8 protein-coding genes are annotated in these 7,526 nt (G+C 56.7%); 3 read left to right on the top strand and 5 right to left on the bottom strand.

From position 1 onward, the window contains the following. From PGR09_RS20145 to PGR09_RS20160, 4 genes are read right to left on the bottom strand one after another with little or no spacing between them, the layout of a single operon-like run. Entirely contained in the window at positions 1–1,263 is a 1,263-nt protein-coding gene (locus PGR09_RS20145) for an efflux RND transporter periplasmic adaptor subunit (RefSeq protein WP_047078544.1), read from the bottom strand. Between the two features lie 44 nt (positions 1,264–1,307). Beyond that, positions 1,308–1,652, bottom strand: a complete 345-nt coding sequence (gene cusF, locus PGR09_RS20150) for a cation efflux system protein CusF (protein ID WP_047078543.1) — start codon at positions 1,650–1,652, stop codon at positions 1,308–1,310. Positions 1,653–1,669: 17 nt separating this feature from the next. Next, entirely contained in the window at positions 1,670–3,055 is a 1,386-nt protein-coding gene (locus PGR09_RS20155) for an efflux transporter outer membrane subunit (RefSeq protein ID WP_047078542.1), read from the bottom strand. Continuing rightward, entirely contained in the window at positions 3,042–3,164 is a 123-nt protein-coding gene (locus tag PGR09_RS20160) for a hypothetical protein (RefSeq protein WP_257394921.1), read from the bottom strand. The genes PGR09_RS20155 and PGR09_RS20160 overlap by 14 nt, the downstream gene beginning before the upstream one ends. A 64-nt stretch (positions 3,165–3,228) precedes the next feature. On the opposite strand from PGR09_RS20160, the gene cusR reads away from it, so the two are divergent. The 3 genes from cusR (at position 3,229) to PGR09_RS20175 (ending at position 5,774) form a co-directional block, all read left to right on the top strand. Next, entirely contained in the window at positions 3,229–3,912 is a 684-nt protein-coding gene (gene cusR, locus PGR09_RS20165) for a copper response regulator transcription factor CusR (RefSeq protein WP_047078541.1), read from the top strand. Further along, positions 3,902–5,344, top strand: coding sequence for a Cu(+)/Ag(+) sensor histidine kinase (locus tag PGR09_RS20170; protein WP_045394791.1), 1,443 nt, complete (start codon positions 3,902–3,904; stop codon positions 5,342–5,344). Before cusR ends, PGR09_RS20170 begins: the two co-directional genes overlap by 11 nt. Before the next feature lie 109 nt (positions 5,345–5,453). Next, a complete protein-coding gene (locus PGR09_RS20175) occupies positions 5,454–5,774 on the top strand; it encodes a hypothetical protein (RefSeq protein ID WP_047046101.1) in 321 nt (106 codons plus the stop codon). 92 nt (positions 5,775–5,866) lie between these two features. Here PGR09_RS20175 and PGR09_RS20180 read toward each other — a convergent pair whose 3' ends face one another. After that, entirely contained in the window at positions 5,867–6,988 is a 1,122-nt protein-coding gene (locus PGR09_RS20180; protein WP_430916461.1) for a JmjC domain-containing protein, read from the bottom strand. Between the last annotated feature and the right edge of the window lie 538 nt (positions 6,989–7,526).

Raw genomic sequence — 7,526 nt, forward strand, 5'->3', positions numbered from 1 at the left:
TCAGTGCGCGTGGGCGGCAGGAGCCGTGACATCAGAAGCCTGCGCGCGCATGCGCTCCAGCGCGCCGGAGATATTGGCTTCCGAGTCGATCAGGAACAGGCCGCTGGCGACGACTTTTTCGCCCTCCTGCAGACCGCTGCGAATGGCCGTAACGCCGGCGGATTCATGGAATACCTGCACGCGTTTCGGCACGAAGCGCCCCTCGTTATCCACGGTAATCACTCGCTGCTCGCTGCCGCTGTCGATCAACGCTTTTGATGGGATCAGCAGCATCGGCGCGCTTTCGCTGGTCAGTTTCAGATAGGCGTTCATCCCCGGCTTCAGCGCTTCATCCGGGTTGTTGACCTGCAGGCGCAGCTGCAGGGTACGGGTGGCGCTATCGACGCTGGGGAGAATGGTCCATTTGTTGATGCTGAAGGTTTTTCCCGGCCAGGCGGGAACCTGAATGGCGAACTGCGAGGCGTCTTTAATCAGCCAGGCGATGGATTCCGGCACCGCCACGCTGACCCACACCGGGTCCATGCCCTGAATTTTCGCCACCACATTATCTTTGGCGATATTCATTCCGGCGCGCAGATCGAAGGCGGTAATAACGCCATCGATCGGCGCTTTGAGGGTAAAGCGGGTCTGGATTTTACGTGTGGTTTTCAGGCGGCGGATATCGTCATCAGGCATTCCGGCGAGGCGCAAACGCTCGAGGATCCCCTCGACCTGCGTGGCGGTGCCCCCGGTCTCCTGCAACAACAGATATTCGCTCTGCGCTTCCACCCAGTCCGGGATGGTCAGCTCGAGTAACGGCGTGCCTTGCTTGACTTTGTCGCCGACGGTCAGCGGATAGACTTTATTGATAAAGCCCGCCGCCCGCGCCTGCATAATCACGTACTGATACTCGTTATAGCTGATGTTGGCCGGGAAGGTCTGGGCGTAGCGCAACGGCCCGCGGCTGACCGCGGCGGTTTTTACGCCGAGATTCTGGGTCTGCGTCGGGTCGATACGCACCCCCGGCGCACCGGCGGCGGCACTCTCCTCATCAGCGTATTTCGGCACCAGATCCATATCCATAAACGGCGATTTACCCGGTTTATCAAAGCGAGTATTCGGGTACATCGGGTCGTACCAGAACAGCACTTTGCGCTGCTGCTCGGTCGCGGATGCGCTAGTCAGGGGCGGCGTCAGTCGGGTATACAGCGCCGCGGTAAGCGCGCCGCCAATTACCATGCTGCCGAGGATCAGAGCCGTATTTTTCAGTGTCAGGGATGCCATGTGTCGTCCATTCAGTTGTTGAGGAGCCTACCGTCGCCGGGCCGTTATTGGGCGCGGATATCCTGTAACAGCGACAGATTGCCCTGCTGAACGAAGGTGAAGTCCACGCTGTCGCCGTTCTTCACATTGTTGAGCTGCGTCTGCGGGGTGATGGTGAAGCGCATGGTCATCGGCGGCCAGTTCACCGCCGGGATGGCGTCGTGGGCGATGGTGATTTTTTTACTATCCATGTCAATGGCTTTAATGACGCCTTTGCCAGTGATGCTTTGCGTCTGCGTGGCTGCGGGCTGTTCGTGCATTGCCATACCGGCGTGCGGGTCGGCGGCCTGGGCCGCGAACACTGCGCCAGAGAACAGGGTGAACAGGGCGATTTTAGACAGTGAATTCATAATCAAGACTCCTCGGGTTATTCCATCCAGCCGCCGCCGAGGGCGGTGAACAGGGTGATTTCATTAGCCTGACGGGAATAGTTGAGTTCCAGCAGGGTTTGTCGGGTGGTGAAAATGTCGCGCTGGGCGCTCAGGACTTCGATGTAGCTGACCGCGCCGTGACGATAGAGCGCAGTCGCGCGCTGCAGGGTGATATTTAGTGAAGCGAGATAGCGCTGCTGGGCGGCAATCTGATCGGCCAGGCTTTGGCGCAGGGCCAGCGCGTCGGCCACCTCTTTAAAGGCGGACTGTATTTTTTGCTCATAGTTGACCACCTGCTGCTGCTGGCGGATCTCCGCCAGATCGAGGTTGGCCTGATTACGCCCGGCGTTGAAAATCGGCAGTTCGATTTTGGGGATGAAGTTCCACATCGCGCTGCCGGCGTTAAACAGGCTGGAGAGCTCGCTGCTGCTACCGGAGAGCGAGCTGGTCAGGGTAATCGATGGGAAGAAAGCCGCCCGCGCGGCGCCGATATTGGCGTTGGCTGCCAACAGGCTGTGTTCGGCCTCTAAAATATCCGGCCGCTGCAACAGGATCTCTGAGGAGAGCGACGGCGGCAGGGTTACGCCTTTCAGATCCACCGCGCTGCTGGCGCTATCGTCCGGCAGCCGTTGATAGCTGCCGAGCAGTAGTTGCAGGGCGTTATTGGCCTGCGCCAGTTGACCTTGCCGTTTGGCGATATCGGCGCGAGTGCTTTCGATCATGCCGCGCGCCTGTTCCAGCGCCAGAACGGTGGTGCTGCCGGTCAGCAGCTGTTTTTCGACGAAGGCGTAAGACTGCTGATAGTTCTGTAAGGTGTCGTTCGCCACCTGCAGCTGCGCCGCCGCCAGCCGCTGATTGAAGTAGCTTTGTGAAACGTTAGCAATCAACAGGATATGCACCGCGCGCCGCGCCTCTTCGCTGGCGAAGAAGTTCTGTCGGTCGGCCTCGCTAAGGTTTTTCAACCGGCCAAAGAAGTCGAGGTCGTAGCTGAGATTCAAGCCAGCGGCATAATCGCTGCTGGTGGTGGTGTCGCCTTTGAGCTTGCCGCCATAGGTGGTGCTGCCGTCGCCGTTAAGCTGCGGGTAGCGGTCGGCGTCGGTGACCCGGTACTGGGCGCGGGCCTCCTGCACTTTCAGCGTCGCCATCCGCAGATCGCGATTGTTGGTCAGCGCGGTACTAATCAGGCTTTTTACCTGTGGGTCGACGAAAAAGGTGCGCCAACCAGTCTCCTGGTAGCCCGCTGTCGCAGTAACCAGTTTGTTCTGGCTGAGAGAGAACTGCTGCGGCACCGGCGCTGCGGGGCGCTGGTAGTCCGGAGCAAGTGACAGACAGCCTGTTAAGGCGAATATCACGCTGAGAGAAAGAAGCTTAATTGGGCGCATGGCGACAGACGGTTTTCGGCGATTTATCAATGGCGGATACTTTACGCAGCGGGCTCTGTTCAACGCGTGACAGGAAAATGACAAAGCTGTCATTTTCCTGATATTTCATTGCTATCCGGAGGGGCTCCTCTAAAATTGAATACCCGCACAGAGCGCGCGTGAAGGAGCCAGCCGTGAAGATTTTGATTGTCGAAGATGAGAAGAAAACCGGGGAGTACCTGACCAAAGGTCTTACCGAAGCCGGATTAGTCGTCGACCTGGCCGACAACGGCCTTAACGGTTATCACCTGGCGATGACCAGCGATTACGATCTGCTGATCCTCGATATCATGCTGCCGGACGTCAACGGCTGGGATATCGTGCGCATGCTGCGCGCCGCCAATAAAGGGATGCCGATCCTGCTGCTCACCGCGCTTGGCACTATCGAGCATCGGGTGAAGGGGCTGGAGCTGGGCGCCGACGACTATCTGGTGAAGCCCTTTGCTTTTGCGGAACTGCTGGCGCGGGTACGTACTCTGCTGCGTCGCGGGGCGGCGGTAATAGTAGAAAGCCAGTTTCAGGCGGCCGATCTCAGCGTTGATTTGGTCAGCCGCAAGGTGATGCGCGGCGCGACTCGTATCACCCTGACCAGTAAAGAATTCACTCTGCTGGAGTTCTTCTTGCGCCATCAGGGCGAGGTGCTACCCCGCTCGCTGATCGCGTCGCAGGTGTGGGATATGAATTTCGACAGCGACACTAACGCCATCGACGTGGCGGTGAAGCGGCTGCGCGCCAAAATCGATAACGACTTCGAGCCGAAGCTTATCCAGACCGTGCGCGGCGTCGGCTATATGCTTGAGGTGCCGGATGGCCGCTAAGCGCCCCTTTTCGTTGGCCACCCGGCTGACCTTCTTTATCAGCCTCGCCACCATCATCGCTTTCTTTGCCTTCACCTGGATCATGATCCATTCGGTGAAGGCTCACTTTGAAGAGCGCGACGTTCACGACCTCAAGCAGCTCAGTACCACGCTTGAGACGGTGCTCAACCATGCCGACTATCCGCAGGAGCGGCGGCTGGAGATCTTAAAAAACGTGATCGGCGGCTACGCTAACGTCTTTATCTGTCTGGATGATGCCGAGGGCAATATTCTGTTTCAGTCGCCAGACGGCCCGGAACTCAGCCATATTATGAGCACGCCGGGGCTGGCGATGAAGTTGCGCGACGGTAATGTGATTTCATGGACCGACCCGCAGCCGCGGGAAATGGTTCATGATAATCATCAAATGGAGACCCGCTCCTGGCGGCTAATCATGTTGCCGCTGGGCAAACAGGCGGACGGTAAACCGGCCTGGCATCTGCTGATGGCTTTATCGATCGACTTTCACCTGCACTATATTAATGAGCTCAAAGCAAAGCTGATTTCCGCGGCGTCGATAATCAGCCTGTTGATTATCGCCATCGTGCTGTTTGTGGTCTATCAGGGGCATAAGCCGATTCGCCAGATCAGCCGCCAGATCCAGAATATTACCTCGCGGGATCTCGATGTACGCCTTGACCCACAGGCGGTGCCCATCGAGCTGGAACGGCTGGCGCTGTCGTTTAACCATATGCTGGAGCGGATAGAGGATGTCTTTACCCGCCAGTCTAATTTCTCCGCCGATATCGCCCATGAAATCCGTACGCCGATTACCAACCTGGTGACGCAAACCGAAATCGCCTTAAGCCAGAGCCGCAGCCAGCAGGAGCTGGAAGAAGTGCTCTATTCCAACCTCGAAGAGTTTTCGCGCATGTCGCGGATGGTCAGCGATATGTTGTTCCTCGCCCAGGCGGATAATAACCAGCTGATCCCTGAACAGCGGGCGCTGGATCTGGCCGAGGAAGTGAATAAGGTGTTTGAGTTCTTTGAAGCGTGGGCGGAAGAGAAAGAGGTGGCGCTGCGTTTTGTCGGTAGCCACTGCCGGGTGATTGGCGACCCGCTGATGCTGCGGCGGGCAATCAGCAACCTGCTGTCGAACGCGATCCGCTATACCCCTGCCGGCCAGGCGGTGACCATTCAGTTGAGCGAAAGCGCCGAGAAGATTCGCCTGGTGGTGGAGAACCCCGGCGCGCCGATTGCCGCTGAACATTTGCCGCGCCTGTTTGACCGTTTCTATCGCGTCGACCCCTCGCGCCAGCGCAAAGGCGAGGGCAGCGGCATCGGTCTGGCGATTGTGAAATCTATTGTCAGCGCCCATCACGGCAGCGTGACGGTGCAGTCCGATCAACGATCTACGCGTTTTATTGTGGTATTACCAAAATATGCGCAATAACGACCTCATCTGACGGCTTCGTCATAATGCGGTCACGCTGGCGACAGAGCCATTATTTTATCCTTCCTGTTGATGACTCACTATTTGTTAATCTGCAGGGAGTAATAGAATGAACACAGTACGCACTATCGTGGCTATCAGCGTTATTTTTGCAGCAAGTGTGGCGAATGCTGCGGAAATGACCCATCACAACGCGGCGTTGGCGCATGAGATGATAAATAACGGGCAGTCGCCGGCCCATCAGCAGATGGCGCAGGGGCATCTTGCGCAGGTGGGCGACAATCCTGCCTCCCCGAAACAGCCGCGTTCTTTTTCACAAATGAATGAACATGAACAGGCTGCGGTATTTCATGAATCGCTGAATAATGGCCAGGCGTTTGCCCATCAGGCGGAAGCAAAAGCGCATCGCCAACAAATTCCAGCTCTCTAATCAGTGGTGGAGGTGATGGGGGCGAGTTGTCTGGATAATGTCTGAGAGATAGCGGGCAGCGCCAGGCGGCTGCCCGCAGTATTGCCGTTCTCTTACTCTTCGAAGTACCAGTAGCCCTGATTAATCAGGCGCGTCAGTTCGCTAACGAATGCCGGATTTTGCAGGCCGCTGCCGAGCTCTTCTTGACCTAATGAGGTATAGCGGCACAATGCATCCAGCGCCTCGGCATCAGTGGTATCCAGCTGTTCGCTATGTACGAAGAAGCTGTCGCCGATATGCAGAACGCGCAGGCCGCTCAGGCGAGAAAGCTTTTCGCCGCCCAGCAGCGCATCGACCACTTCCGCTTCTTCATATGCCGGTTCCGCCGGAGCAATGTCCAGCTCGTGACGCGGCGTGGTGACGAAACTGCCGAACCACTGCTTGAAGTCTTCGGGTTGGCGAATCATGTCGATCATCATGTTGCGCAGACGTTCGAGTTCATACTCTTCAACCCGGCCCGGATGCTCGCGGCAGGTGAGATCAGGATCGCTGTAGTGTTCGCCGCCGAGGTCGTTTTCCAGCACATAGTCGGCGAAGCTGCTGATCAGGTCGCGGCCGTTTGGCCCGCGGAAGCCGACGGAGTAGTTCAGTGCCGTTTCGTGGGTCACGCCGTCGTGCGGGAATCCCGGTGGAATATAGAGGATGTCGCCCGGCTCCAGATCTTCATCAATGATCGGTGGGAACGGATCGACGTGCAGCAGTGCCGGATGCGGACAGAACTGACGCATCGGCAGCTTATCGCCCACGCGCCAGCGGCGGCTGCCCATGCCCTGAATAATAAAGACGTCATACTGATCGATATGCGGGCCCACACCGCCGCCGGGGACGGAGAAGGAGATCATCAGATCGTCTAAACGCCAGTCAGGCAGCACGCGGAACGGGCGCACCAGTTCGGCGGCCGGCATATGCCAGTGGTTTACCGCCTGGGCCAGCAATGACCAGCCGCTTTCGCCCAGCCCGTCGAAATGCTCAAATGGACCGTTACTGGCCTGCCATTTACCGTTAACCAGGCTGACCAGCCGGCTATCGACTTCCGGCTCCATGGCTAACCCGGCCAGTTCGTCTGGCGTAATGGGGTCGATGAAGTTCGGAAACGCCTTCTTTAATACGACCGGCTGCTTTTGCCAGTACTTCTCTAAAAACTCGGGCCAGTTAATGTTGAGTTGATAAGCCATAGATTATTACCAATAGGAAGAAACGGCTCTGATTATAGAAAGGAGAGGAAGTTGAGCGCTTTGTCATGGGTCAAGAGTGGTGCTTAATTCACCATTGGCGTGATAGCGGCGGTGGGTGAACGAGAAAAATCGCGTTTTCGCAAAAAAGTAGTTTCGGTAGAGAATGCGCTGCAGGCCGCATGAATACTGGGTTTTATCGGTTCTGTCTTAACGAGGATAAACGTGAAAAGTTTAATTAATGAGCGCTTGATAAGTTTTTTGTATTTTAAGGCTTGCTATATCTCAGCAGCTCCCTATAATGCGCACCCACTGACACGGCAGATGTGAATCACTTCACACAAACAGCCGGTTCGGTTGAAGAGAAAAATTCTGAAATTCAGGGTTGACTCTGAAAGAGGAAAGCGTAATATACGCCACCTCGCGACAGAGCGCTAAAGCGCGTCGCAACTGCTCTTTAACAATTTATCAGACAATCTGTGTGGGCACTCAAAGTGACATGGATTCTTAACGTCCTCGGACGAAAAATGAATACCAAGTC

Source organism: Klebsiella sp. 141251 (assembly GCF_050600725.1).
GTDB lineage: Bacteria > Pseudomonadota > Gammaproteobacteria > Enterobacterales > Enterobacteriaceae > Klebsiella > Klebsiella aerogenes.